This is a genomic window from Mesobacillus boroniphilus JCM 21738 (assembly GCF_000517385.1).
In the GTDB taxonomy this organism is placed as follows: Bacteria; Bacillota; Bacilli; order Bacillales; family Cytobacillaceae; genus Mesobacillus; species Mesobacillus boroniphilus.
Genome location: NZ_BAUW01000006.1, coordinates 1 through 24,719, shown reverse-complemented (window position 1 = coordinate 24,719; position 24,719 = coordinate 1). Strand labels below are relative to the sequence as shown.

27 protein-coding genes and 7 pseudogenes are annotated in these 24,719 nt (G+C 44.4%); 4 read left to right on the top strand and 30 right to left on the bottom strand.

Annotated features, from left to right (window positions below; translation table 11 throughout):
• Nucleotides 1-53 precede the first annotated feature (53 nt).
• The 6 genes and pseudogenes from sdaAA to JCM21738_RS25220 form a co-directional block, all read right to left on the bottom strand.
• On the bottom strand, nt 54-959 hold the full coding sequence (gene sdaAA, locus JCM21738_RS03270) for an L-serine ammonia-lyase, iron-sulfur-dependent, subunit alpha (RefSeq protein ID WP_023625840.1): 906 nt from the start codon (nt 957-959) through the stop codon (nt 54-56).
• 27 nt (nt 960-986) lie between these two features.
• Nucleotides 987-1,650, bottom strand: a pseudogene (sdaAB, locus tag JCM21738_RS03265) (L-serine ammonia-lyase, iron-sulfur-dependent subunit beta).
• A gap of 150 nt (nt 1,651-1,800) precedes the next feature.
• Complete coding sequence (locus JCM21738_RS03260) at nt 1,801-2,397, bottom strand: GGDEF domain-containing protein (RefSeq protein ID WP_052019552.1); 597 nt, start codon at nt 2,395-2,397, stop codon at nt 1,801-1,803.
• A 7-nt stretch (nt 2,398-2,404) separates the two neighbouring features.
• Nucleotides 2,405-2,773 carry a hypothetical protein gene (locus tag JCM21738_RS03255; RefSeq protein WP_035208882.1) on the bottom strand — a complete coding sequence of 123 codons (369 nt, stop codon included), beginning with the start codon at nt 2,771-2,773 and terminating at the stop codon, nt 2,405-2,407.
• A 339-nt stretch (nt 2,774-3,112) separates the two neighbouring features.
• Nucleotides 3,113-3,487 carry an anti sigma factor C-terminal domain-containing protein gene (locus JCM21738_RS03250; RefSeq protein WP_052019551.1) on the bottom strand — a complete coding sequence of 125 codons (375 nt, stop codon included), beginning with the start codon at nt 3,485-3,487 and terminating at the stop codon, nt 3,113-3,115.
• A gap of 47 nt (nt 3,488-3,534) precedes the next feature.
• Nucleotides 3,535-3,729, bottom strand: a complete 195-nt coding sequence (locus tag JCM21738_RS25220) for a sigma factor-like helix-turn-helix DNA-binding protein (protein WP_232215909.1) — start codon at nt 3,727-3,729, stop codon at nt 3,535-3,537.
• Between the two features lie 428 nt (nt 3,730-4,157).
• Here JCM21738_RS25220 and JCM21738_RS24135 point away from each other — a divergent pair, with 428 nt between their 5' ends.
• The 3 genes and pseudogenes from JCM21738_RS24135 to JCM21738_RS22975 all read left to right on the top strand — a co-directional run bounded on the left by JCM21738_RS24135 (nt 4,158) and on the right by JCM21738_RS22975 (nt 5,078).
• Nucleotides 4,158-4,331 (top strand): hypothetical protein, encoded by a 174-nt coding sequence (locus tag JCM21738_RS24135; protein WP_156315498.1) that lies wholly within the window; start codon nt 4,158-4,160, stop codon nt 4,329-4,331.
• The gene (locus JCM21738_RS03240; RefSeq protein ID WP_023625845.1) at nt 4,291-4,635 is read left to right on the top strand and encodes an ASCH domain-containing protein; all 345 of its coding nucleotides are present in this window, start codon (nt 4,291-4,293) and stop codon (nt 4,633-4,635) included. The genes JCM21738_RS24135 and JCM21738_RS03240 overlap by 41 nt, the downstream gene beginning before the upstream one ends.
• Before the next feature lie 3 nt (nt 4,636-4,638).
• Nucleotides 4,639-5,078 (top strand): annotated as a pseudogene (locus JCM21738_RS22975) (hypothetical protein).
• 229 nt (nt 5,079-5,307) lie between these two features.
• Here the strand turns inward: JCM21738_RS22975 and JCM21738_RS03230 are convergent.
• Nucleotides 5,308-5,879, bottom strand: a pseudogene (locus JCM21738_RS03230) (cysteine hydrolase family protein).
• Between the two features lie 246 nt (nt 5,880-6,125).
• On the opposite strand from JCM21738_RS03230, the pseudogene JCM21738_RS03225 reads away from it, so the two are divergent.
• Nucleotides 6,126-6,548: pseudogene (locus JCM21738_RS03225) on the top strand (Lrp/AsnC family transcriptional regulator).
• Nucleotides 6,549-6,585: 37 nt separating this feature from the next.
• On the opposite strand, the gene JCM21738_RS03220 reads toward JCM21738_RS03225, so the two are convergent.
• The 23 genes and pseudogenes from JCM21738_RS03220 to JCM21738_RS03120 all read right to left on the bottom strand — a co-directional run bounded on the left by JCM21738_RS03220 (nt 6,586) and on the right by JCM21738_RS03120 (nt 24,626).
• A complete protein-coding gene (locus tag JCM21738_RS03220; RefSeq protein WP_023625849.1) occupies nt 6,586-7,047 on the bottom strand; it encodes a hypothetical protein in 462 nt (153 codons plus the stop codon).
• Nucleotides 7,040-7,390, bottom strand: a complete 351-nt coding sequence (locus JCM21738_RS03215) for a MerR family transcriptional regulator (protein ID WP_023625850.1) — start codon at nt 7,388-7,390, stop codon at nt 7,040-7,042. The genes JCM21738_RS03220 and JCM21738_RS03215 overlap by 8 nt, the downstream gene beginning before the upstream one ends.
• A 401-nt stretch (nt 7,391-7,791) precedes the next feature.
• Nucleotides 7,792-8,214 carry a protein-tyrosine phosphatase family protein gene (locus tag JCM21738_RS03210; RefSeq protein WP_023625852.1) on the bottom strand — a complete coding sequence of 141 codons (423 nt, stop codon included), beginning with the start codon at nt 8,212-8,214 and terminating at the stop codon, nt 7,792-7,794.
• A gap of 15 nt (nt 8,215-8,229) precedes the next feature.
• Nucleotides 8,230-10,001 (bottom strand): annotated as a pseudogene (arsA, locus tag JCM21738_RS03205) (arsenical pump-driving ATPase).
• A gap of 15 nt (nt 10,002-10,016) precedes the next feature.
• Complete coding sequence (arsD, locus tag JCM21738_RS03200) at nt 10,017-10,364, bottom strand: arsenite efflux transporter metallochaperone ArsD (protein ID WP_023625854.1); 348 nt, start codon at nt 10,362-10,364, stop codon at nt 10,017-10,019.
• Between the two features lie 59 nt (nt 10,365-10,423).
• The gene (gene arsC / locus JCM21738_RS03195; protein ID WP_031308062.1) at nt 10,424-10,843 is read right to left on the bottom strand and encodes an arsenate reductase (thioredoxin); all 420 of its coding nucleotides are present in this window, start codon (nt 10,841-10,843) and stop codon (nt 10,424-10,426) included.
• Between the two features lie 21 nt (nt 10,844-10,864).
• Nucleotides 10,865-12,159: pseudogene (locus JCM21738_RS03190) on the bottom strand (arsenic transporter).
• Nucleotides 12,160-12,174: 15 nt separating this feature from the next.
• Nucleotides 12,175-12,519 carry an ArsR/SmtB family transcription factor gene (locus JCM21738_RS03185; protein ID WP_023625857.1) on the bottom strand — a complete coding sequence of 115 codons (345 nt, stop codon included), beginning with the start codon at nt 12,517-12,519 and terminating at the stop codon, nt 12,175-12,177.
• 284 nt (nt 12,520-12,803) lie between these two features.
• Nucleotides 12,804-13,034 carry a thioredoxin family protein gene (locus JCM21738_RS03180; RefSeq protein ID WP_023625858.1) on the bottom strand — a complete coding sequence of 77 codons (231 nt, stop codon included), beginning with the start codon at nt 13,032-13,034 and terminating at the stop codon, nt 12,804-12,806.
• Nucleotides 13,035-13,053: 19 nt separating this feature from the next.
• A pseudogene (locus JCM21738_RS27635) lies at nt 13,054-14,054 on the bottom strand (permease).
• On the bottom strand, nt 14,055-14,417 hold the full coding sequence (locus JCM21738_RS03170) for an ArsR/SmtB family transcription factor (protein WP_023625860.1): 363 nt from the start codon (nt 14,415-14,417) through the stop codon (nt 14,055-14,057).
• A gap of 121 nt (nt 14,418-14,538) precedes the next feature.
• Nucleotides 14,539-15,186, bottom strand: coding sequence for a response regulator transcription factor (locus JCM21738_RS03165; RefSeq protein WP_023625861.1), 648 nt, complete (start codon nt 15,184-15,186; stop codon nt 14,539-14,541).
• On the bottom strand, nt 15,176-17,059 hold the full coding sequence (locus JCM21738_RS22170; protein WP_023625862.1) for a histidine kinase: 1,884 nt from the start codon (nt 17,057-17,059) through the stop codon (nt 15,176-15,178). Before JCM21738_RS22170 ends, JCM21738_RS03165 begins: the two co-directional genes overlap by 11 nt.
• The gene (locus JCM21738_RS03155; RefSeq protein ID WP_023625863.1) at nt 17,056-17,979 is read right to left on the bottom strand and encodes a substrate-binding domain-containing protein; all 924 of its coding nucleotides are present in this window, start codon (nt 17,977-17,979) and stop codon (nt 17,056-17,058) included. The genes JCM21738_RS22170 and JCM21738_RS03155 overlap by 4 nt, the downstream gene beginning before the upstream one ends.
• 134 nt (nt 17,980-18,113) lie before the next feature.
• On the bottom strand, nt 18,114-18,305 hold the full coding sequence (locus JCM21738_RS03150) for a twin-arginine translocase TatA/TatE family subunit (RefSeq protein ID WP_035208877.1): 192 nt from the start codon (nt 18,303-18,305) through the stop codon (nt 18,114-18,116).
• Between the two features lie 61 nt (nt 18,306-18,366).
• Nucleotides 18,367-18,681 carry an ATP-binding protein gene (locus JCM21738_RS22970; RefSeq protein WP_081742029.1) on the bottom strand — a complete coding sequence of 105 codons (315 nt, stop codon included), beginning with the start codon at nt 18,679-18,681 and terminating at the stop codon, nt 18,367-18,369.
• A gap of 123 nt (nt 18,682-18,804) precedes the next feature.
• A complete protein-coding gene (locus JCM21738_RS03145; RefSeq protein WP_035208875.1) occupies nt 18,805-19,395 on the bottom strand; it encodes a 4Fe-4S dicluster domain-containing protein in 591 nt (196 codons plus the stop codon).
• Between the two features lie 24 nt (nt 19,396-19,419).
• Nucleotides 19,420-20,031, bottom strand: coding sequence for a TorD/DmsD family molecular chaperone (locus tag JCM21738_RS22165; protein ID WP_023625867.1), 612 nt, complete (start codon nt 20,029-20,031; stop codon nt 19,420-19,422).
• A 19-nt stretch (nt 20,032-20,050) separates the two neighbouring features.
• A complete protein-coding gene (locus JCM21738_RS03135; RefSeq protein WP_023625868.1) occupies nt 20,051-20,734 on the bottom strand; it encodes a 4Fe-4S dicluster domain-containing protein in 684 nt (227 codons plus the stop codon).
• Nucleotides 20,735-20,753: 19 nt separating this feature from the next.
• On the bottom strand, nt 20,754-21,419 hold the full coding sequence (locus JCM21738_RS25215; protein WP_243462870.1) for a molybdopterin dinucleotide binding domain-containing protein: 666 nt from the start codon (nt 21,417-21,419) through the stop codon (nt 20,754-20,756).
• Nucleotides 21,320-23,296, bottom strand: coding sequence for a molybdopterin-dependent oxidoreductase (locus JCM21738_RS03130; RefSeq protein ID WP_243462869.1), 1,977 nt, complete (start codon nt 23,294-23,296; stop codon nt 21,320-21,322). Before JCM21738_RS03130 ends, JCM21738_RS25215 begins: the two co-directional genes overlap by 100 nt.
• Before the next feature lie 27 nt (nt 23,297-23,323).
• Nucleotides 23,324-24,244, bottom strand: coding sequence for an NrfD/PsrC family molybdoenzyme membrane anchor subunit (gene nrfD / locus JCM21738_RS03125; protein WP_031308067.1), 921 nt, complete (start codon nt 24,242-24,244; stop codon nt 23,324-23,326).
• A gap of 133 nt (nt 24,245-24,377) precedes the next feature.
• Entirely contained in the window at nt 24,378-24,626 is a 249-nt protein-coding gene (locus tag JCM21738_RS03120; RefSeq protein WP_023625871.1) for a helix-turn-helix domain-containing protein, read from the bottom strand.
• Nucleotides 24,627-24,719: the final 93 nt, after the last annotated feature.

Here is a 24,719-nt window from a genome sequence, read left to right as displayed (position 1 = left end):
GGAAATTTTGCCATTAGAAAAAGCCACTTCAATTGATAGTGGCTTTTTCAAACTTATTTTTGGATTAAATAATCCACAAGCTTCGACTTTGGCTTCCCAAAGATTTCTTCTTCCAATCGGCGTCCAGTTGGTGTTGCCGCGAGTCCGCCTTCTGCTGTTTCCCGCAGTGCCGATGGCATTGTCTGGCCGATGGCGTACATCGCGCCGATGACTTCGTCGCATGGAATTCTGCTTGTTATGCCTGCCAGTGCCATATCGGCAGCAGTGATAGCGTTCGATGCACCCATCGCGTTTCTTTTTACACATGGAACTTCGACTAGTCCTGCAACTGGGTCGCAGACTAATCCAAGCATATTCTTCAACGTAATTGCGAAGGCATCTGATGACTGCTGCGGAGTTCCGCCAGCCATTTCAACGATTGCAGCCGCAGCCATTCCGGCAGCTGAACCTACCTCAGCCTGGCAACCGCCGGCTGCGCCGGAAATCGATGCGTTATTCGCTACGACAAAACCGAATGCCGCTGTTGTGAACAGATACTCGATCATCTCCATGCGTGTCGGGTTCAGCTTTTCTTTTACTGCAAAAAGTGTACCCGGAACGACGCCTGCTGATCCTGCTGTCGGCGTCGCGCAGATGATGCCCATTGCCGCATTTACTTCATTCGTGGCAACTGCCTTGCTGACGGCATCCAATAATAGATTGCCAGCCAGCGACTTTCCGCTGTCGATGTATTTTTGCAACAGGACTGCATCCCCGCCTGTTAGGCCGGTCTGGGATTTGACCCCATTCAAACCTCGCTCTACAGCACGTTCCATGACCTGCAGATTATTTTCCATCTGGGCAATGATCTCCTCGCGGGAACGTCCTGATACTTCTATCTCCTGCCGAATCATGATTTCGGCGATTTTCACCTGATTTTTTTCAGCTAATTCAACAAGCTCCGCAACATTACGAAACATGGCTAGCCCTCCTGATGTCACTCATATTTAGTCAACGAGACGGATGACCTGGTCAACGCCATCAAGGCAGTTAACTCGCATAAACGCCATTCTCGATTTTGTGGTCCATTTCAATGACCATTACTGCTGTGTCTCCCTTATCTTTTCGGGAGACTTCCATATGGCCGATGTTAATCTGATGCTTTGATAAAACGGTCGTCACGGCTGAAATCAGCCCGAATCTGTCATGATGGACGACCAGGATTGCCGGATTGCCACCGGACAGCTTCAACTTGAACGAATTGATTTCTGTAATCTCAACCGTTCCGCCCCCAATGGAAATCCCGACGATTTCAAGCTCCTTGCCTTGCCCATCATATAAATTTATTTTTACAGTGTTCGGATGCTCCATTACAGCATCTTCCGTATTGAATTCAACTTCAAGTCCAGATTCCTCTGCGATTTTCAAAGCATTGGGAATCCGTTCATCAAATGTATCAAAGTCCAAGATTCCAGCAACGAGTGCCAAATCGGTTCCATGGCCTTTATAAGTTTTTGCAAAAGAGCCGTACAGGGAGATGACGGCCTTTGTCGGCTGCTTCTCGAATAAAGTGCGCGCTATGCGGCCAATCCGCGCAGCCCCTGCTGTATGCGAACTCGAAGGCCCGATCATCACCGGACCAATAATATCAAATGCAGAACGATATTTCATGGTGCACTGCTCCTTTTACCATTCTATTGAAAGCGATTTCATATATTAATACTATTCAAGATTCCTAACCATTGTTATCTTACCACATTATCAATATAGTTTAATCATATATTTTTTGGAACTAAAAAGGGTTCCTATAAATGAGGACGGCTAGTTCACGGTAACTTTGTTCCTGCCAGAATTTTTCGATACGTACAATCCTTCGTCAGCACGGTTCAGCAAGGAATCAATATTGTCTCCGCTCTGGTAATCCGTGACCCCAAAGCTCGCCGTCAAACTGCCAGCTCCTTTGAAGCAATGATTTTCGACCATCTTCCGGAAGTGCTCCGCTTTTTCATAGGCCTGTCCACCGGTATTATCCGTAATCAGGATGAATTCCTCCCCGCCCCAGCGGCCGAACAGGTCACCATCTGTTAGATTGCCAGAGACGATGGCAGACAGCTCCTTCAAAACACAGTCACCGATTTTATGGCCAAAGTCATCGTTAACCTTTTTAAAAAGGTCGATATCGAAAAAGATAATTGAAAACGCCCTTCCATCTTCCGCAGCCTCGAGCCTTTCCTCGAGCCAGACATCAATCTGGTGCCGGTTCGCCACGCGGGTAAGGGAATCGATATAGGCGTGCTTTTTAAAGAAATCCCTCTCTGTAAAAGCTCGGAACATATTTTGCGCGTAAAATAGGACTAGTATATAAACGATATTTGCGGCATGGAATTGTGTCAGGGAATCGATTGATTCAGGGGTCATCTCCCCGCTATAAATCACTCCGATAGTTAGTGTAATCATGAAGATGAAGATTGAGTAATACAGTCCTTTTTTTTGTCCCTAGCACTAAAAAGAAAAACATGATGATCAAAGGGATCCAAACGATGAAATCCCCAAGTGACCCGCCTGTTATTGCCAGATCATTATGTACAACATCGAATAAAGTAAAGACATGATAAGCGCTCACTAAAAATAAGGTAACATATTCGCCAATACGGATAGCTCGGTTTAAGTAGACTAAAACCAGGCTGATCAAGAACCAAACGATCAGTGTGGTATTGATGACTGTATCAAAAAGCCTCTCATTATTCAGGAAGCTATTGATGACCAGGCTATCGTAATGATTGGGAGCAACCACATATAAACAACTCGTTTCAACTCATCAATCGTATCAAAGTTATGGAACATCTTTATCATCTCCCGGCGCCCCGCCTCAAGTTAGGCATGAATCATTCCTCTACCCATCCTTAATGCGCAAACTATCGCTCTATCTATCTTGATTATTTCTCGAAAGCAACTATTTTGAAACTGAGGTAAATCCCCCTAAAATTGGATATCCACTGTAAAAATACAGCTGTCCACCCTCTACTTCCATTTTACTAGAAAACTCTATTTTAGTATATTTCTAAATGCAAAAGAAGAAGCAAAAGTCCTGGTAAAGCCCTTGCTTCTTCATAAAATTTTATTCTGAGGTGCTCTACTCTTCAGACCAGTTCCAGTAAGACATGTCCCCAAGGTTGGCACCCTGGATTTGCTCGTTTTCTTTCAGCTTCCGCAATTCCTTCACCGGGCCAGTCACGACCGCCCCATAGATCTGGAATCCTTCTTTCATCAGATAATTGTATCGCTCCTCAAGATGGGAGAGTCCGAGGAAATTCTCGCGGTAGCTGGTTGACTCATTTTCGAGCAGGTTTTTCATTTGCTTCAGCATCAGTTTTTTATTTTCATCAGTTAGATTTTCGACAAGCAGATACTTGCTTTTTGAAGTGTAGCCTTCATGCGCATCACGCCGCCGGTGAACCCAAAAGATCCGACAGACATGGAATGAGTACTGACCACCAGCTTTCTTCATACTCCTTCAACTCCCCGGGATACAGTGGCATCCATAAAACATCAAGATCATACGGCTTCAAAAATTCCAGCATTTCCTCGGGTGTCATATACCTTTCGTTGAAAAGGAAAGCTCAGCAACCGTGCCCTCGTGGACCTTATCCAGTTTCGTCCAGACAGCTTTTTTCGCGCACGGTGAAGTGTCACCTTCACCTGATTTTCCGACAGCTCGAGCGCTTCCTCTATTTCCTGGTAACTGAACATTTCGACCATCCAGATACGCATTGCGGGCCACCTTGAAAAGCCAGGCCCTCACATCTTCATTCTGGTAAAAAGAATGTGAAATCGTCGCGCGTACAAAATTTTCCTGCACCTAATCCTCCGCCAGCTGATGCGAACTTGAAAGCTTCAGCAGAAAATAACAAAGGGGCTTCGCCTACTTTCTATATAAATTGTCGAGTTCATTCCTTCTGCCGTCATTCATACTGCTGCTCCTCATTTTTAAAATCTCATTACTAAAACGATGAACTATGTAAAATGTTACACTCTATATGAAAAGTTTTGTAAAAAAGTTTTAAAAATACTATTTTCACGTTGAATGCCTTGGCTTTCCTTTTTCAAAGTATGATACATTATATTAAGAAAAGCGAAAGCGCCTTGGTCAGCCCCGACAAGCGCTGGAGGGCCGACCGGTGAAGTCGTTCTTTGACTTCGGTGGGCGGACCGAAGCGTCTCGAGGGACCAGGCGCTGGAGCTGGACATTTCTCGAAGTGATTTTTATACTTATCTTATTTTTAAAGGAACTAAAGGAAGGGAGTTTTTTAAATGACAGAACAGAACAATGCTTTACCGCCAAAAACGTGTGAGATCGAGCGTCTGATCACAATGGAAGACGACATCAATAAAGTGTTAGATGGCAAGAAAACAGCGACTCGCCGTAACGGCCGTTATGCCGACGTGGGCGAAGTCATGGAGTTAAAAGGCAAGAAATTCGTCGTGGACAATGTTTATTCCCAATCTCTTGGAGAATTGACAGATGCAGATGCTCAGCGCGAGGGTTTTGAAAATGTCGAGGAGTACAAGCAGTCAATCCTGTCTTACCACCCGGGAATGCCATGGCTTCCGCAAATGCGCGTTTGGGTGCACGAATTCAGCCCTGTAGCAGAATAAAAAATGAATCTGGCATATCGAGCGATTATTTTTCTTCACGTTGCGAGCGTGATTATGTCGATTGGACCATTCTTCATTTTAATGCCAATTGTAAAAAAACTGCCTGATGCAGCGGGGAAAGAACTGGAGCATATCTGGCCACATTAAAATCAGCTGTCCGGCTGTCAAAGCACGCCGGCCATGTGCTGATTGGAACAGGAGTGCTGCTCGTCATCCTCGGGCCATGGACTTGGCAAACACCGTGGATCATCGCGACCTTAGCCTTGCTGTTCGCCTCGCTCTTTTTCCTGGCAAGGGCATTCTCTCCGACACTCAGGAAATTTGCCGAAGAAGGCGCAAATAAAATAGAACTCTCCGCAAAACTAAAGCGCACCATCTGGACCTACATCATCTTATTGATGTCGATGCTCTGGTTCATGGTAGTGAAACCGAATTTGTGGTGAATATGATGAAGCCCGGGCGGCGTTGCCCGGGCTTTTAAAATTGGCGGAATGAACGACTTGGTCGAAATAAATCGGAAAGTGGTCGAATTAAATCAAAATGTGTACGAATTAATCTGAAATGTCGTCGAATTATCGAGAAATGTGGTCGATATATTTAATTTTTCTCCAATAAAATTTAAAATCTGGTCGATCTTAACGAATTTCCGCTAAATCATAACGAAGAACTTCTTCATTTTACAAGAATACCCTCGTTTAAAAGAGATTCGGTATCCATAATTACCGCAAACTCCCCGTTCAGGTTCGCCATCGTCATTGCATGGATCAATTCTGCTTCGTAGACTTCTCCATTAATCCCTTTCCGGTCAAATGTTGCTGTCGCATCGGTAATGAGGATTGGATTAAACCGTAATTGCCAGCCATGCGGGTAGTCGTTTCAACACAGTGGTTCGTTGTCAATCCCGTAATGACAATATGCTCACTATTCATATCCACGAGAATTTGATGCAAATCAGTCCCGATGAAAGCACTGTTCACAGATTTAGTAATTACGATATCCTCCTTCAGCGGCTGGATAAAGTTCATGAACCCAATGTCTTCTTTCTTTTCACTAAAAAAGAAGGAACTCTTATTTTCAGAGATATGCCGCACGAAAATAATCGGCCGCCCCATTTCCCGCCAATGCCGGATCAGTTTATCAATGTTTTCTTCCGCATTGAGATTGTTCCTGTTCCCCCAGGCCGGGTTAAAAAAAGCCTTCTGTACATCAATCACAATCAGCGGATCATTTTTTGTTAACTTCATATCCTTCAACCCCTTATCATTTATAAGGTAATTTTAATGATAAAAGGATATAATTTACATAAAGTTTCTTCGTTATTTCAAATCAATCTCCTTAAAATTTACTGCATTTCAGACTACTTTCCTTAAAAACTAATATCGTTTTTTTAATCGGCTGTCTTCTGGATATAAAGTTAACAATCGTAAGAATGAGGAGATAAGGAACGACGAGGAATTTTCATCCTTTAAAATTACGAACGGGGTGTCAGTATGGACCAGGTGGATAAAAATATCCTTCACCATCTTCGGGAAGACGGCAGGATTTCAATGACTGAACTAGGCAGGCGAGTGGGGTGATCCGTCCCTGCGGTAAAGGAGCGAGTAAAACATCTCGAGGAAAATGGAACGATTCTTGGATATCGCGCGATTCTCAATCCCAAAAAAGTGAACAAGCAAGTGATGGCTTTTATCCTGTTCGATTCAAAGCGCTGCAAGGAGTTCCGCGAATTCTGCATTCAGCATCCAATGGTCGTCGAATGCCATCGTTTGGCTGGGCAATATAGCTATCTAGTAAAAATCCTCGCAGATTCGGTAGAAAACCTAGAGGATTTCATCGATGAATCAATGGCATACGGACATCCATCGACTTTAATCAATCTATCGTCACCTGTGGAATTCAAACATATTACATAAAAGTAAGGCTGCCTTCTTATTATTGGCAGCCTTCTAATCATTTCTTCGCTTCTACCAAAGCTTCCTCTTCCACTCTATCCATAAAATCGGTGACGACTTTTTTGTTGTTCTTCTCTCCACCCAATTTCAGCAAGGTCTTGCCCAGAAAGTTCAGCCCAGTATTCTGACCTTGATAAATGAATCTGGTTTCCTCCTCACCAACCTTAACCAGCGTGAACGCCGCTTCAACCTGAAATGCTTTGGCTAGCGTGAAACCGATTTTGTTGTGTTTTTTATCAGGAGTATTTTCGTACTCGAGGTCTTCAACGATATAGGTTTCGATTCGCTTGCCTTCTTTGTATTTCTGTTCGTATTTCGAGCCGACGACTCCTTCTTTCTTTTCTATTACCTTGTTCTCTACCACATTCGGCATGATCCTCTGGATGTTTTCCAGCTGAAATAATGTCCAGATTGTCTCGATATTGACCGGAATGTTCCGCTCTTCGTGCCACTTAATCATCTTCTGCACCCTCCATCCCAAATTCGAAGAAATCATCCATTTCTTCAATCAGTTCATTCAGCTCCTGCACCTGATTGACGAGTCCCTGTCTCTTTTTCAATAATATTTGTTCCAGATTTTCAAATGATTCATCATTCACCACGGTCAGCATTTCCTGGATGGTAAAATTGAATCGTCTCAGGTGCACCAATAACAGCGCAACCAAATAGGATCCGTTGTCATAATAGCGGTACTTATTATTCAGGTCGATGAATACAGGATCGAGCAGCTTGATCTCCGCATAATACCTGAGCGTCTCCTTGCTGAGTCCTGTCATTTTGGAAAATTCGCTTACCTTGTACATTTCGGCCCCCTTATAGAAACATCTTAAACTATGTAGTGCACTACAGGGTCAAATATTTTATGTAAAAAAAAGCCGGTGCATGAGTTCATACACCGGCTCTTTCCTTTAACAGCAATCTCTCTCATTCCCAGATAAAACGAACCCGTTCGCCTGCTGATCAAAATCGAGCGTTGATTCCTTTGCTTCGTTTTCGATTGATGGGTCGATTGCTACTCTGATTCCATTTGATTCAATAACTTCATCATCTGATTCCGGCTCATCCAGAGCCAGGCCTAATTTTGGGCTGCCTCAACTGATGCCGGCAAAAAACACACGGATGCCGGTTGCATTTTGCTCCTGCAGCATCTGCTTTAGGCTGTCACGAGCTTGATCGGTGATTTTCATGAAAATTTCCTCCTATCCTAAGCGCCTGGGAATAATCTTCCGAGCGCTGCTTTCATTTCGGGATTCACATTGATGACGCTGCGGATTCCCTTTGCCTTTGCTTCCGCTTCCTCGATGCTGTTGGCTTCTCCAAGCTTCAGCAATGTTCCTATCGCGACGGTGCCTGTTCTGTTTTTTCCGCCAGAGCAGTGGAAATAAACATTTTTTCCGGATTCATATGCGTCGATTACCTCGTCAATGGCTTGCTTCACAGACTCATCCTGGTTCTCAGCATTGTCGACGATTGGCTGGTGCTTCCGATTATAATCATAATGTTCTTCTGCGTTTTCTGCACGTAAATCATACACAACATCAATTTTTTCCTTCTTCAGCAATTCAGGTATGGCGTCTGCTCCGCCAATGTAAATTCGTTTTGGGATTAATTCCTGGTATTCACTCATCTATGAATCCACCTTTCAATGATTGATCAAGTCCTTCATTTTATCGTACCCAATTTTTTCTTCAGGCTGCCATGGAACAATACTTGTCTTCCCGGCGATCTCTTCACTGACTCTCTTGATCCAGACTTTTTCAGCATCGGCTCGACTCTGGAGAATCGGATCAGTGGTTTGCTGCGCATACAGGCTTTGATTGATCACCCACCATACCGGCTCAATCGACGCCCGTTTTAAATCATCGCGTAACCGCGTCGCTTCAAGAACAGGCGTGGCTTCTGGCAGGGTAACAATGACCACGCTTGTTTCCTCAGGATTGCGCAATTTCGGCAATAAGTTCTGGACACTTTCAGAGACCGTACCGTCGAGCGGGAAATTTCTTTATGATAGGACTCAGCAGAGTTCAGCAACAATAATGTATGTCCGGTTGGTGCTGTATCGATGACGACAATCTCATCCTTCGACTTCTCCACGATATCGGCAAATGCCTGGAATACGGCAATTTCTTCTGTACAAGGTGAATTTAGATCTTCTTCAAGGTATGCAAGGGCATCCTCGTCTAACTGGTCCTTATTTTGAGACAGGACTGTTTCTTTGTATGCCTGAACTTCCTTTTTCGGATCCAGGGAGCTGATGCTCAGGTTATTGTGGGCATCCTTCTGCTGGAATGTATAATCAAGATGAGCGGCTGGGTCGGTTGTCGTCAAATGGACCTTCAAGCCCTTTTCAGCCAGTCCAACAGCAATGGCGGATGCCATCGTCGTCTTGCCGACTCCGCCCTTCCCCATCGTAAAAATGATCCTCATATCCTTTTCTGCAAAATCATCAACGAGTTCCTGCAATGAATGCAATTTCGCTTCAGACAATTCCACTTCGCTTCTCTCAGCCGAATACGTCGCAGGCTTGAACATCTTGCGAAGATTGTCTACCCCGGTCAATGAAAAAGGAACAAAAGGTATTGAGAACATCCCAACCTGCTTCAGCTTTTGCGGCAAATCAAGAAGCGCTTTCCGCTGTCGATCATAGAATGCTTTTGAAATAGGATCTTCTTCTACGTGATTCTGCAGAAGCCCATTGATGATGACTACCTGATTTTCCATGCCGATTTCCTTCAGTTCAGATGAAGCTCTTTCTGCTTCAAGCATAGAAGAAGGTTCCGGCCGTGTAACAAGAAGAAGTGTTGTCATATTTGGGTCAGACAACGCTTTTACTGTGGAAGTGTACAGCTGCTTCTTTTCTCCAAGGCCTGACAACGGTCCGAGGCAGGATGCTCCGTGAGTGCTTTCCTCTAAAAAGCTGCTCCACGCGGTCGGAAGCTGCAGGAGCCTGAGAGTATGGCCTGTCGGAGCCGTATCGAACAGGATATGGTCATACTGGCTGATCAAATCCTGGTCGGTAAGCAAATTGGAGAACTCATCGAAAGCAGCAATTTCCACCGTACAAGCACCGGAAAGCTGTTCTTCCATCGTCGCGACCACACTTTCCGGCAATGCACTTCGATAAGGAGAAATCACTTTTTCCCGATATTGCCTTGCGGATTCCTCTGGATCGATATTGCAGGCTGAAAGATTCGCAACAGAAGGAACTTCGACTGGATCATTGCCGATTTCGATATCAAATACATCCTGCAGGTTTGATGCCGGATCTGTACTCACAATCAATACCTTCTTACCTGTATCCGCCAGCGCAACCGCTGTGGCACAGGCAGTGGATGTCTTTCCCACTCCGCCTTTTCCGGTAAAAAAGAGATAAGGCGTGTTGACTACAAATTTCGGATGGAAAGTTTGGAACATGGCTATTCTCCTTCCTTAAAGCAACGTATTGCGCGGTTTATCAGGCGTCAGTTCTTTGACTTCCACGCCAAGCCAGCTTGCAAATTCTTCATTGGAAGGGTAGCTGCCTGCTTTTTCGACCTTTCCGTCTACCAATACAAGCGGCAGTGCCTCCGGTCCTTTTTCATGCAATACCTGATTCACTTCTTTATGTTCAACAAATGCGGCTGGGTCATTGGCAAGATTATAGCGGCTGATAGGAAAGCCTTTTTTCTCCAGGATAAAAATCGCGGAGGCTACCCTGGTTAATTCCGGATCTACATTAGGTCCGCAGACTCCTGTAGGACAGCATAATGCCGGGTCAAAGATTTTAATTGTCTTCATAGCTATTCTCCTCCCTTTGAGCAACAGCCAAGAGTTTCCCCTTGGCTGTTGGTTCTTGTTTATTTTCCAGTCTCAGCAAATGTCTTGATGCGATCGCTGATTTGGTCGCGGACGCGCTGGAATACGGCCCACTTTTCTTCTTCTGTTCCTTCTGCCTTGGCAGGATCGTCAAATCCCCAGTGCTCACGTCTTACATGTGGAGGTGTCATTGGGCAGTGCTCATCAGCATGGCCACAGAGAGTTACAACCAGGTCTGCGTTGTTCAGGATTTGCGGGTCAATCACATCGGAAGTCTGGTTCGTGATATCGATGTCCACTTCCTTCATTGCTTTTACAGCGTTAGGATTCAAGCCGTGCGCTTCAAGACCCGCACTCTTCACTTCCCACTCGTCACCAAGATATTTTTTTGCCCATCCTTCAGCCATTTGGCTTCTGCAAGAGTTTCCAGTACATAAGAAGTAGATAGTTTTTTTAGACATAGTAGATTCGCTCCCTTGTTATTAGATAATGAGTAACCAAATATATAGACCTACCAAAGTGATGAATAGAGTGGGAATGGTTAAAATGATTCCTGTTTTAAAATAAGTGCCCCATGAAATCTTGACGCCTTTCTGGGAAAGGACGTGCAGCCACAGCAATGTTGCCAGTGAACCGATCGGGGTAATTTTCGGTCCGAGGTCGGAACCGATGACATTGGCATAAATCAGTGCTTCGCGGACAACTCCTGTTGTGTTAGTATCTGCAATTGCCAGGGCGTCAATCATGACTGTTGGCATATTGTTCATGACGGAAGAAAGAATCGCGGCGATGAAGCCCATGCCGATCGTTGCGACAAACAAGCCCTGGTCAGCCGCAGCCTGGATGACATCGGACAATATGTTCGTCAAGCCTGCGTTACGCAGGCCGTATACAACGACATACATGCCAATCGAGAAGAAAACAATCGCCCATGCGCACCTTTGACAACGGTGGCCGTTTGGACAGCCGGGCTCTTTCTTGCCATCAACAAGAAGAAGATCGCGACGACTCCAGCAATGAACGATACCGGGATTCCCAGGAATTCACTTGCAAAGTACCCGACAAGCAGCACTCCCAGTACAATCCATGATAAGCGGAACATCTTTTCATCCTTTATCGCTTCAACAGGCTTTTTCAAATCGGACATCTCGTAATTTTTCGGAATGCTCTTTCTGAAAAATAAATACAAGACCAAAATACTTGCACCCAATGAGAAGAAGTTCGGCACGATCATGCGGGATGCATATTCGACGAATCCAATATCAAAGAAGTCAGCAGATACGATATTCACCAGGTTGCTGACAACCAGTGGCAATGAAGTCGTATCGGCAATGAATCCACTCGCAATGATAAAAGGAAACACCATTTTTTCTTCAAATTTCAGGTTGCGCACCATCGCCAGAACGATTGGTGTCAAAATCAATGCAGCACCGTCATTCGCAAACAGCGCAGCAACAGCCGCACCAAGCAGTGACACGTACACGAACATCTTGACGCCGTTCCCCTTGGCAGCCCTCGCCATGTGCAGGGCGGACCATTCAAAGAACCCAATCTCATCTAAAATAAGTGAAATGATAATGATTGCGATAAATGCGAGTGTTGCATTCCAGACAATTCCGGTTACATCGATTACGTCCTGAAAATCAACAACACCGAAGATCAATGCCAGAATGGCTCCCCCCACAGCTGACCATCCGATCCCCAGGCCTTTCGGCTGCCAGATGACCAATGTCAGCGTCACGAGGAAAATCAATGAAGCTATAATCGGTAATGACAAATCCACACACCTCCGTTAATCACAAGAAATCCGTTTTCCTTGCTTTTCAAGTTCTGTTAATTTTTCTTCCTGGTTTGGAAGTGCATCCATGAGCAATTGAACAAATTCAAAATGCTCGTACTGCCGGTTCAGCGAATAAAATACCCACTGCCCCCTCCTGCTCTCTTTTACCAAACCTGCGTCCTTCAGCTTGCGGATATGCTGGCTGATCGCCGGCTGGCTGGCATCGAACATTGCTACAAACTCACAAACACAGCAATCGTGATCAGCGAGAATCCTCATCATCGTCAAACGCGTCTTATCGCCAAGCAGCTTTAAAATCGCAGCAGCCTGATCCATTTCAATACTATGCTTAATCAATTACTCTCCACCTCCAATTACGTTATCATCATATAATAATTTGCTTATATGTTCAAGAGTGATACTATGTAAAAATTATTAAGAAATTGTAAAGCTGCTTTATCTGCCTTATTTTGAGCAATTGTTTTGGTTATTATTTATCGTCCATCCAATACAATGCGCCCCGGGGTTCCCCGGAGCGCTAATGTTGATTTTTAATATGTGACCTTTTGTGGTGATTCCACCTTGTTTCGGGCATATAGAACCTGAATTATCTTGTAGAAATCCCAACTCAATTAAGGATTTTAAGCCAATGCACTCTTCAATTCATTGACTGTGAGCAGCTTGCCTGTGGAAACAACCTTTTCATCGATGACAAGCGCCGGCGTACTCATTACTTTGTATTTCATGATTTCCTTGATGTCTTCAACTTTTTCTACCTGTGCCTCTAGCTGTAGTTCTTCAACCGCAATGCGAGTGTTTTTTTCAAGCTCCTGGCATTTTTTGCAGCCTGTACCTAGTATTTTAATATTCATCATTATTTCCTCCTCATAATTATAGAATTGCGTTAAAACCATAGCCAATCAGGATGATTCCTGTGGCGACAACGCCGACGAATACAGCAATCAGCTTTGGTTTGATAATCTTCCTGAGCAAAATCATTTCCGGCAGGGACAGGGCGGTGATGGCCATCATGAAGGCCAGCGCTGTACCTGCTCCTACACCTTTGTTTAATAGTGCTTCGACAATAGGCAGAGAACCGACAGCATTAGAATAAAGCGGCACCCCTAAAATCGTCGCAATCGGAACCGCGAAGAAATTGCCTTCTCCGGCATATTTGACGAGCAAATCCTGCGGGGCATATCCATGGATGAACGCCCCAATGCCAATCCCGATCAAGAGATAGAGCCAAATCTTCTGTACTGTTTCAACTACATTCCGGGCAGCGAAAGTGGTTCTTTCCTTAAGCTCCTCCCGAGTGAACACTGCTTTGATTTTTTCGGCAAATGTTTTGTTATCGCCTCAGGCATATGAATCCTTTCCTCGCCAGCCGCGATTTCATAAACATATGACTCCACTTGCTTTTCCATTTTCAGCTTGCCAATGATGGCACCCGCAACAATTGCCAGAGTCATACCTGCAAGGACATAGATCAATGCTACTTTCCAGCCGAAAATTGAAAACAGCATGACCAGCGAGATTTCATTTACGATCGGCGATGAAATCAGGAACGTAAATGTGATGCCTAAAGGGATTCCTGCTTCGACAAAGCCGATAAATAAAGGTACCGTCGAACAGGAGCAGAACGGCGATAGCACTCCCAGAAAAGCAGCCATCACACTGGCTGCTCCCTTCCTTCTGCCTTCCAGCCATTCCTTTACTTTTTCAGGCGGGAAAAAGCTCCTGATGAATGAAATCGCGAAAATCATCACCGCGAGCAAAAACAAGATTTTCGTCGTGTCATAAATGAAAAAATGCAGTGCCCCGCCAAGTCTTGAGGACAGCTCCATGTTCATGACATCGACGACCAACCAATTGGCCAGTTCATTAAACATTTAGATCGCCTTCTTTATATACGGAATCAGAGGTGCCAGCTTTTCTTTATCCAGACTGTAGACAGTGAACTTACCTTCTCTTCTTGATTTGATGAGCTTCCCTTTTTCCATGATCTTCAAATGGTGGCTGATTGTTGAGGATGCTCCCGACAGTCCATCGACAATTTCACACATGCATAAATCCTCAACCCATAACAAAACCATGATTTTAAGTCGCGTCTCATCTCCAAGCGCCTTGAAAAATGCTGCTGTGATTTCGAGCGCTTCTCCTGCACTGAAAAGCGGAAATTCTTCATCTGCCTTGGAAATGATTCCTTGCATTGCCTCTGACGATTTTATTTCCCATCCTGTTCTGCAAGTCATTAAATGCACCTCCCACTTTTATCTTATAACTATTTTTCTAGTTTTGTAGTTTTGTTTTTGAACACTTTATGACATGTAAAAGCCGGCAGCGTTTTTTTTCACTGCCGGCAAGGGTATTGTCTCAATCATAAGAAATCAGGTTGTGCTTAATCGCATATTTAACAAGGCCGGATCTTTTCGTTGCCCCAATCTTCTCCATGATCCTTGTTTTATAGGTTTCCACCGTTTTGATGGATACGAACAATTCCTCACTGATTTCCCTCTGCGTATAGCCCAGGGCAATTAATTTCAATACCTCTGTCTCACGCTGGCTTAGGTGAGGTTTATCCGTTTCTGACGTTTCAACCTTCTCATCTGCCTGCTTGTAGAGATAAGGAATCAGGGTTGGATAAATATAATGCTCTCCATTTAACACGATTCTGATCGCGTTGATCAGTTCTGTATCGACCGCTCTTTTTAAAACATAGCCCTGCGCCCCGGCTGCCAGCCCTTCCTTCAGATAGGCTTCATCAGAAAACATCGTCAGCAGCAGAATCTTAACTTTACTGTTTGATTTCCGGATTTCTTTCGTTGTTTCAATCCCGTCCTTACCCGGCATGCTGATATCCATAACGATGATATCAGGCTCCATATCATTCAGTTTTCGAAAAGCTTCTTCGCCGGACTGAGCCTCTCCGATAATCTCGAAGTCACTTTCACTCATCAGGATCGTTTTCAAGCCTGCGCGAAACACAGGATGGTCATCGACTATGAATAATTTAGCTGACATTGACTTCACTCCTATCCGTTAAGAGAGGAACTTTTGCTAAAACTGTCGTTCCCTCGCCAATTGCAGATTCAATATGAAGCGTCCCATTCAAGAGCGCAATTCTTTCATGCATTCCAAGCAGGCCAAGGTGTTCTTTGGAAGGATCATTTCCCAGCACAGACTGGGTATCAAAACCAACACCATCGTCTTCAATGACCACCGAAACCTGCTGGCCAGATGAAAGGACAATAATGCTGACATTATCTGCTTTTGCGTATTTGGTGATATTTGTGAGCGATTCCTGTACAAGCCTGAATATCGCAGTTTCCAGTCCCGGATTCAAGGATTTAAAGGTACCGTTAATCACCAGGTCGGCATCGATATTCGTTGTCTTCCTGAATTCCTCGACATACCGTTCAATCGCTACCTTCAGCCCAAATTTATCAAGAATGCTAGGCCTGAGCTGCCACGCCATATGATGGACTTCTTCAATCGTTTGCCGCACCAGTGACCTGAGCTTTTGAATTGTTCTTTGTTTATGCTGAGCATCGCCTTCTTCAAGCAACTTCAATTCCACAAGCATCGATGAAAGTGAATGACTTGTTTCATCATGAAGTTCCCTTGCGATTCTCTTTCGCTCATCTTCTTGCACATGAATGATTTTTTCTAGCAACATCATGCGAACTTCTTCTTTTTTCTTGACCTCTTTCCATAGCTCCAGGTTCTCAATTGCTACAGAAAGCTGGGTTGCCAGCGAAGCAAGGATTTTAAGAAATGGTTCGTCAAGCTGTGAGGTACTGCAGATAATGATTTTCCCGATATCATTTCCTTTCCCTGTTTTCAGCTGGAAGGCATATACCTCCTTCTCCGACCTTGAGCATGTGTAAAGGTCTGGGCTGAAATGGGTGCAATGAATCGCACATGAAGAGGTATGACTAAAGTACCGCTCTTTCGTTTCCTTACAGTCAATTTCGATGAACGCACTTTTCAGGTCAAGTTCCTGGACCAATTGCTTTACAAAAGACTGGAGTGTTGCTTCCAACTGGACGTGATCCTTAAAGTTCTGTGACAAACTATTCAATAGAGTGAGCTCTTTGTTTCGATTATTTATTTTATTGATATATATTTCTTTGTCTTCTTCTGATTTTTGAAGAAAGTCGAGCATTTTATTGAATGAAGCTGTCAATTTCCCGATCTCATCTTTTGGATAGGTGCGTATTCTCTCAGTAAGATTTCCCGAATAAACCTTATTCGCCAGCTGGACAAGGTTTGAAATCGGGATCGTCAGAATCCTCGTCAAGCCGAAGACAATGACCCCTGATAAAAGCATGACTCCGATCATCGTGAAAATCATCTGGTTCGTTACCTTCATCAGTGCCTCATTAAGGGACTGCTCAGTCAATCCCGCCCGCACCGTCCCTCCTAAATCCGGAAATATCGGCGATGCGGAATCAAAAACCACTCCCTTGTCTGTATAAAGCTTCTTTGCATTTGTCTCCAGTATATCGCTATCCGTTTTCACCTGATTCGCTTCAAGTAAATCCAGGCTGATATTGCCTTTTTCATTGGAGTGCACAACCACTTCACCGTCTTTATTCAAGACAAAGATATATTCAATATCCTCATAACTGTTCATTGTGTCATTAATAAGGCTTTGCAGCGCGAAAATATTATGGGTCAGGAGAGGGTCCACACTTCTTGAGGCGATATCGCTGCTGATTGATTTGGCCCTGTCTTCAATTTGCATTGTCAATGTATTGGATATTGAAATCCGTACGACAATCAGACTGATGACTGTCACCATCAGGACAACGATCAAGACCATTCCATAGATTTTAAGCTCAATCGAAACACTCGATAAAAAATCGATTAACCTTTGCTTAAGCTTTTTCATAGGTCTTCACCCAACAGATATAAATCCTGTCTGATTACTTGATAGTCCTGCTGATTGATTGGGACATACCGATCGACACCCAATTCCTTCAACAGTTGCCTGCCCTCAGGGTGATTTTCCAGATTGAATAATATCTCAGAAAAGGCTTCAACTTTCTTCGAGTCGACTTTTTTTGAGGCCACAACCGGCGGCGTGCCTGCTTCATCTCCCGTTCCGATGACCCTGATGTGCGCACTCAATTCAGGTTCTGTTGCCAGCATCTGGTCAAACATGGCACCATCCACGGTTGCCCCATCGACAATCCCCAATTCAACCGCTTTTACCGAGTAGTCATGGCTATAAGTAAAATAGGTTTCACCAAAGAAACCTTCTGAAGTTTCCCCTTCCTTATTCAATTGGCTTAGCATACTCAGTCTGCCTGTGTAAGAATATGGATCAGTATAAGCGAATTTTTCCCCTTTCAAATCTTCCAGGGTCTCATACGTACTGTTCTGATTGACGATTGTGTAGGACTGATAAAAAGGTCTCCCGTTCACAACCGGCGCTGCTACATCCGCAATATATCCTTTTTCCAGACCGATGACATAAGAAAGAGAACAAATGAAGGCGAAATCCACTTCCCCTGTCCTCAGCATGCTATCTACTTCCTTATATGTCTGCCGCTGGACAATCTCAACCTTCTTGCCGATTTGGGATTCGATGTACTCTAGCAAATAATCATATTTTGATAGGGAAGCTTTAGGAGAGATGACAGAAGCAAGCGCAACAGTGATTTTTTCCTGGTGGGGATCGATTTCTTTGGATGGAGAAGCTTCCGCTTTATCAGTGTAAAGGGTGATATTTGATTGCTGTACTCCCTGCTGGCAGCCGCTGATCACCAATATAAATAAAATAGGAATCATATAAGCTCTGATTACCATGTTTTTAACCTCCATCAATGGTGTTGGATACGTTCGTATAAATTATATCGTGGCTACCTTGTAAAAGGAGGCTTCGTATGAAAACAACACAAAATAGACAAAAAAAACAGCCCCAAATTATGCGCTGCCGAAGTTTATGCATGATCGGTTTTAGCTTCTTTTTTCACTTCTTCTATTTCATCTGCTGCCAGTTCTTTCGTCGCTTTCTTGAATTCCTTTAACGTGTTGCCGACGGCCCTGCCGATTTCCGGCAATTTTTGGTCCAAAATCATCAGCGCCAGAACCAGGATGATGATCAATCCGGGGATACCGATATTCGAAAGCATTTTACTCACATCCTTTATACAGTCATGTTTCCTTCACATTCCTCACAGTACCCTGAGGAACTCAGATGCTGCTCACCACATTGGCTGCAGCCTTATATTTCCGATAAAATATGCTCTGCTCCTGATTCGCAAGGAATTGTTTTAGATCTATATCATCGTCGACTCTTTCCAATCCATTTCTCCTGCAAAGATCGATACATGACCCACATCCATTGCAGAGTATCGGCTCGAAAACAGCCTTGACGGTTTCGTCATCATCAGTGAATTTCAAAGCACCTGTTCCACAAACCCGGGAACATGCTCCACAGCCATTGCACGTTTCAGTGAACGCCAGCTGCATGGTCTGCAGGTTATCAGAAGTTTGATAGGAACTCAAATCGTTCTTACTTTTATCCAGAATCCGATGATAGACCGTGGCCTTGGGGCCTTTTTTTAAAGGAAATCCTCAGATTTTCTACTTCTTCCTCTTCGGGAATCAGCGGCGAAACAACCTTATTCGTCATTTTTTTCGAGAAAAAGTGATCAGGTCCCTGCGGGTATAGCTTCTTTCCATTTTATCGCTTTGGCTTTTGTCGTTAAAAGTAACCTCGACTTCTTGACTGCGCATGCTGTTAAAATTATGAATCGTTTTCTTTATTGAAGTCATAAGGCTAGCATCATATTTGCTGCACTGCCTGCATCTTTCTTCGCGGAACTGCACGTTCACGTGGCTGCTGTTTTGGAATGCGTGCATCAGCAAGGCTGTATCGAGCTGTGCCAAACACGCAAGCCTGATATGTGATTCATTGCTTCGATCATGATCGCAAGAAAAAGAGATAACTTCCCTGCTGGGCATTTCGGTGAAATAGGAAAGATATTTCTCATCATATAGGGCTTCGGATGGACAGACCGACGTGCATTTCATGCATTCTGAGCATGCATCCTCCATCACGCTAAGCCCATTCTCTAGAGAAATAGCAGAGACAGGACAAGCATCAGTGCATTTGCTGCAAGCCGAGAAGCGGTTCCTTGTGCGCACACAGCGCTGCGGGTCAACCTTCAGGCGCTTTGCTTCAAGCCATTTTGTCATAAGATGGTCCACTAATAACATTGCCCTGTCCCTCCAATCCACTTTTTAAAGCGAAGAATAATCCAGCTTGATAAACCTTTCGGTGAGATTGCCGAGATGTTTATAGATTGCCAGTTCAGCATGTTCCTGGATAGCGGCATTGAATTTCGGGATCCAATGGGTCAGGATCCGATACAAGAACTCTTTTTGCAGTTCGAGATACTCCAGATCCCCTGTCTCAATCAGTTTGAAATTCAGGTAATACATGAACTCAAACTGGATGCTGATATGATCTGCTGGTTTTGAATGCATCGCCTGGACACAAAGTCCGCCGCGCTGGTAAAACGATTCAATTGTTTGGGTGGACCTCCCCATGACCTCCCACTTATCCTCTAAATAGATAGATGAGTAAGGAGCCGCCAGGAGTTTAAATGGTCCAACAAACAGTCTGGCGTATTCAATTTCGTAATCTGTAAGACTCTGATTCTCATCCGCGAATATGCCGTTCATTTCATCACTTATTCCCAAAAGTTCTTCATCATCCGTTTCCTTTATTGTCTCTTTGAGAAGATGAACGAAAAGACTTAAATCTTCGCCAGGTTCTTTATACAACAACGACAGCAATCGGTATATCTCTGCCCGCTTTGAAATCAAAGAATCAGTCTGCATCGTGACCATTTAAACCACTCCCTTGCTTTTATCCTCTTACATAAAATACTCTTGGCTTTGTACCCTTTTCCGGTTTCAATACTTGGCTGCTATACTGAGCCAGCACCTTGTTGATATCGCTGTTCGGATCGTCCAAGTCTCCGAATGTACGTGCATCAGCCGGGCAGGATTCAACACAGTATGGTTTCAAATTATCTTTGATTCTATGGTCACAGAAAGTACATTTCTCAACGATTCCCTTGCTTCTGATGCCTTCATAAGTAAAGGCACGGTCAGCATTGTAGTAAGGCAGCTGCTGACCTGTTTTTTCCTGAAGTTCTTTACTGGTCGCTGTGCCGCCCTTGATGGCAGCTGCCGTTTCTTCCCAGCGGCGATGCGGTTTGTTTTTGTTGAAATTGATAACTCCGTATGGACAAGCATGCATACAGCTTTTACAGCCAATGCATTTATCCGGATCATGGAGTGTCAGTCCGTTTTCATCCTTGTACATCGCCTGTGTCGGACAAACCCTTACACAAGCTGCATCTTCACAGTGATTGCAGAGAGTCGGGACATATTTATAGTTTACGTTTGGAAAGCTTCCCTTCGTTTCATGGAAGTAATGAGCCCAAAACATTCCAGTATCGACGTTATTCTCATTCTTGCAGGCGATCGAACATCCAGCACAGCCTACGCATTTATGCAAATCTATTACCATTCCGTATTTAGTCATTTTTCACACCTCCAGCAGATTATATTTTCTCGATCTTAATTCGGGCCAGGCCGCCATGACGGGCAGTTGAACCGCTTAAATGTTCATAATCACTCGGAAGGATTTCGTTATTATTGCCTCCGCGGGCGATTTTCTTCTGGTAATCCATCGTTGCGATTCTTCCATACGCCCAGTGGCCCTGGCCGTAGCACTTGACCGCAACTCCTGGCCGTGTTCCTTCCCACTCTTTTACTGTGACTTCAATGGAGCCCTGTACTGACGTCACCTTGACCCTGTCACCTGACTTGACTCCATATTTCTTGCAATCTATCGGATTGACCTTGATTACGTCATCCCATTTTTCATCCCCTGGATCTGCATCCTTGAATTCCTGGTACCAGGTTGTATTGGCGGAGCGGCCTTCACGGTTAAGTCGTGAACGATGTTCCGTGAAGATAAGCGGGAATTCTTTTTCGTCACCATAACGAATCGGCTCTTCATAGTGTGGAACGAAAGCAAGATCGCCTCTTGCCTCATACTTCATCGCTTCCATGACTTTGTCGATGCTTGTGTTATGGCCTTTTGCATGCTCATCTAACAGGGCTTTCAATGTTTCACTGTAAAATTCGAATTTCGTTGATGCCGTTTCAAAGCCCTCTTCCCAATGCTTCTTATAAGGTGTCCGCTTCGCGTTCCAGACGCCCACGTCGACAAATTCCTGCCAGCTGCTGATTTGGTCGCCCTTCTTCTCTTCAGATGGGTGCCAGAGTTTTTTCGATAAAACTTCGTAGCAACTAAATTGAACTCTTTTTCATTCGTTGCCTTCTTACCTGTTTCCGGATCGGCAAATTCATTTCGGTAGTAGTCGTATAAATTGGAGAAACCTTTTTTCGCAAGGCTTTCTGCTATTAGCCAGCCAATTTCTGTTTCATCGACCTTGCAATCCCAAAGTGGTTCGACAACAGGCTGTTGAATGGAACCGTAAGCATTCATATTTTGCTTGCTCTTTATAACTCCCCATCTTTCGAAAAGCTGGTGGCAGGCAGGTAAAACAATGTCTGCATACTGGGTCATTTCCGCCGGGTTTACCGTGATGTGTACATAGAACGGTATTTTTTCCATCGCCTTTTCCCATCGCTGTGCTCCGGTACAAGAGAAGACGAAGTTATTCCAATACCCAATTGCCATCTTGATGTCGTAAGGATCCTCATTCAGGATACCGTCGGCCACATTGTTCGTGATTACGCCTTTGTGCAGTTCTCCTTTTGCAAATGCAGGGAACTGAATCCGGCCGCGCTGGTCGATTTTTTCGTTCTTTTTACCCTTCTTGGCTATCTCGTCAAGATATGCATCCAGTTCCGGTATATCTTGTAATGGAACTTTTTCACCGCGGTTCGTACCGCCGATATTCTCAATAGATCCTGCAAGGGCATTTAACGCATGCGCACCCATTGAAGTATAGCCGCCGCGAATCTGCATCGCAGAACCTGGTGCAAGCCATGAAATTGCTCTTGGCGCAGCTTCAGCGAAGTCCCTGGCAACACGGTAAATCTGCTCTGCCGGTACACCAGCAATTTCAGCAGCCCACTCAGGCGTGCGGTCCTTCAGTTCAAGATTCCACCATTTAACGATTCCGTACGTTTTGTTTTCTTCAAAAGCAGCTTCATCAACTGCTGATCCTTTTGCGAATAGATTTTCGCCGTCCTTGAAGTCACCGACAAATTCACGGTTCCAGATTCCTTCTTTTAAAATTACGTGGGCAATGGCAGAAACCAATGCTCCGTCCTGGCCTGGAATGACCGGCAGCCACTCATCGGCCTTGGAAGCTGTTGCGGAAAGACGAGGGTCAATGACTGCGACCTTTGCCTGATCCAGGACTTTCCCGAACATGCTGATGGCGTGTGGTACCTGTCTGTTTGATGATACTGGATCCGTGCTCCACATGAGGACATATCTTGTATGCTCTAAATCATAATCACGATAGTCCCAATATGCTTCCGTAATATATGGTCCCAATTTCTCTGCTTCGGCACAGATTGCGCTATGTGAAATATTGTTTGGTGACCCGAAAATGGTCGGCAATGCTTTATAAAAAATATCTGCAGCGCCGGTATAACGTCCTCTGAATAGCGCAAATTTATGTGTTTCATTGCTCTTGCGCAATTCCATCATCTTATCGGTAACTGCATCAATGGCCTCTTCCCAGCTGATTGGCACAAACTTAGGATCTTCATTGCGCCCTTTTTTGGGATTAGTACGCTTCATAGGAACCTTAACTCTATCTGGATCATATAGCTGTTGGATGGCCAGATGCGGTCTTGGACAGATCTTGCCGTGGTTACCTTTAGAGTTAGGATTTCCTCTTACCTTGATCGCCCTGCCGTTTTCGACATACACCTGGACAGGACACCATGATGTACATCCCTGGCAGGTCGATGCCATCCATTTCCCGCTTTCAGCTATTTGCCCTTTTTTGTCTGTTTCAGAAAATGCCGTCAGCATCGGCTTATTCGCTGACAAACCAGCAACAGTAGCACCGGTTACTGCAGTTGCTTTTATAAAACCTCTACGTGAAATTCCCATTTTGAAAGACCTCCTTTTTCAAATCGATTACAATCCAGCCAGCGGAATCTGGCCTGAATATAGGATGATATGCTTGAAGGCATAGCTTCCGATCAAGACAATAGCAGTAAAGGCCATTGCTGTATAAAAGTTCATTTTTATCTTTTTCAGTGTTGAATAGCCAGCAATCGCAAGCGGAATCACCAGTCCGATCGTTACAACCAAGATCCACCAATACACCCCGAAGTGGCTGATCAAATTCTGATAGGCAATGATTGCTTCTGTTCCAGCTGAGTTAATGCTGATTCTCCATGTCAGGATAAGCAATGCCTGAATCCCGACTAGCGAGACTAATAGTTTCGAATATGTGAAAACCTGAGCATCTGAGGATACAGCTGTTTCTGAGTACGCTTCCTTGCTCCTCGTAATGATCGACCTCATGAAAACTGCTTCAACAACCATCAGCACGCTGCTTCCGGACAGGATTGAGGAAACCAGGAACATGACCGGTATCAAGCCGTTTGCCCAGCCTGGAACTCCTAGTGACATAAGCAGAAGTCCATGGTAGATCCCTACAGCCAGTGCGAACACCGAACCAGCAATTACTAATCCTTTAAAAAGTCCCATTTGATAGGCATTTTGTTTATACTTCCATACCACCAAAAAGATTACGAAAGACAGCATGATGAATATCGTCTGAAGGAAACCTCCCCAAGATGTAACGGACGTAGGGTTGACATTGATGAATGTCGACAGCATCCGGAATGGCTTACCCAATTCAGTAAGAAGCGCGAACACTCCCAATCCAACTAATACCGGCGCAAGAATAAACCCTAGCCTCGTGACCTTTAATGATTTCTCCTTGAATACAAGACTGAAATAGGCTGCTAGCAGGAAAACTCCGATACCAACACCGCCAAGAAATAAATCAAGCGCGACACGATAATCCCAATATGCGTGAAAATCCATTTCCTTGACCTCCTTATCGATTAAATACATTAACTACACTCCTATCATCAGATATTTAGGGCAAAAAAATATCAGTAAATCCCCTAATCTTTTGTAGGGAATTTACTGACAGAGCATTTGCCTTATTCAAGTTTTACCATTTGACGCATTTTTCTGGCTCATCACACCAGATTCTTTCCTTTAATTCGATGAATGATACTTCAAGAGCAGAAGCTAAAGCAGCGATGAATCCATCACTTGGGAACACCTTGCCTGATTCAGTATCCTGAATGAACCTGCGAGTCGTCCTTGTCCTCATTGCCAATTCATCCTGTGACATTCCTCTTCCCTCTCTAATAAGCTGAATCACGAAGCCGTAATCCTTACAAGGATCCTTTAACATCCCAAATCCCCTCGACTTTCATATAAGTTAATAATTATATGGTAATAGATTGATATTAAGGATTGATTACAACTTTGTAAATTGACTGAGAAA